Source organism: Rodentibacter rarus (assembly GCF_001998965.1).
Classification (GTDB): Bacteria; Pseudomonadota; Gammaproteobacteria; order Enterobacterales; family Pasteurellaceae; genus Rodentibacter; species Rodentibacter rarus.
Genome location: NZ_MLHJ01000093.1, coordinates 1 through 1,311, shown reverse-complemented (window position 1 = coordinate 1,311; position 1,311 = coordinate 1). Strand labels below are relative to the sequence as shown.

Genomic DNA, 1,311 nt, shown 5'->3' with positions numbered 1-1,311 from the left:
TTGGAAGATCATTGACAGTCAGACGTGCTTAACCATTTAATTCACTTGCTCAAACTTGAGCAAATCGACGATTTAATTTTTCGTGGAGAAAGTCAAGATTTAGGACTTCACCAAGTATTTGGCGGGCAAGTCGTGGCGCAAGCGCTTTCGGCAGCGATGCAAATTGCACCGAAAGATCGGATTTTACATTCCTGCCATGCTTATTTTCTTGCCCCGGGAGAGAACCAATACCCGATTATTTACGATGTTGAAACCTTGCGTGAAGGGCGAAATTTTTCTGCCCTGAGAGTGAAAGCCATTCAGCATAACGAAGTGATTTGTCATATCACCGCCTCCTTTCAAATTGATGAAGAAGGTTTTGATCACCAAAGTGCGATGCCTGATATCGGACAACCAGAGAGTTTCATTGATGAAAATGCGATGATACAAAAAATAGCAGTAAACCTACCTTCGCCATTAAAAGAAAAATTTATCGTAGAGCGTCCTTTTGAGATACGGACAAAATATCTCAATAATCCCTTCAATGGTGTGAAATTGCCACCGGAGCAGTATTCGTGGTTTAAAACTCAGGGGAAAGCACCGCTCGACTTAGCTATTCAGCAATGTTTGCTTGCCTATTTTTCTGATTTTCACTGTATTTTGACCGCACTTCACCCCCATGAAAAAGGCTTTTTACAACAAGGGATGAAAGTTGCCACCATTGACCATAGTATTTGGTTTCATCGTCCATTTGATTTAAATCACTGGCATCTCCATGCTATCGAGAGTAATAATGCCTTTGGTGGGCGTGGACTGGCAAGAGGGCAAATTTTTTCACAAGAGGGAAAACTGATTGCCACCACCCAACAAGAAGGGCTAATTCGTTATCAAAAATAACCTCATTTGAGGCAATAATGAAAAGAGAATTTTGGCATAAGGCTACGAGCGCTCCCTATATAGAATGTGCGCTTATTAAAGCGCTATGATGAGATTTTATAAAGTGGAACAAACATTGAAATCTTATTTTCAAAAGTAAAAAATGATCTGCCCCCAAAACCTGGACACCCAATTTAAGGTGCAGATGATGTCCTATTCTTATCAATTTCGTTTAAAAATTATCAAATTTGTCACCGAGTAGAATTTTGGCATTCGAGAGGTGGCTAAACTTCATAAAATCTCCCATTCGCTCGTCATTTATTGGCTAAAGGCATTTCAGGAAAGAGGGCTTGATGGCGTAAAATCACCTTATGCAACCCCTCAAACACCGAAAATAGTGAAACCAAAGATGAAAAAGAAAGAAATTGAAATCCTTTTGAAACCACAGACTTTCCC

General features: G+C 40.0%; 1 protein-coding gene and 1 pseudogene. Both read left to right on the top strand.

What is annotated here, in order from left to right; all coding sequences use genetic code 11:
- The first annotated feature begins 24 nt into the window (after nt 1-24).
- Nucleotides 25-876, top strand: coding sequence for an acyl-CoA thioesterase II (gene tesB, locus BKK50_RS09115; RefSeq protein ID WP_077417423.1), 852 nt, complete (start codon nt 25-27; stop codon nt 874-876).
- 187 nt (nt 877-1,063) lie between these two features.
- Nucleotides 1,064-1,311 (top strand): annotated as a pseudogene (locus BKK50_RS12895) (transposase); the annotation flags it as partial.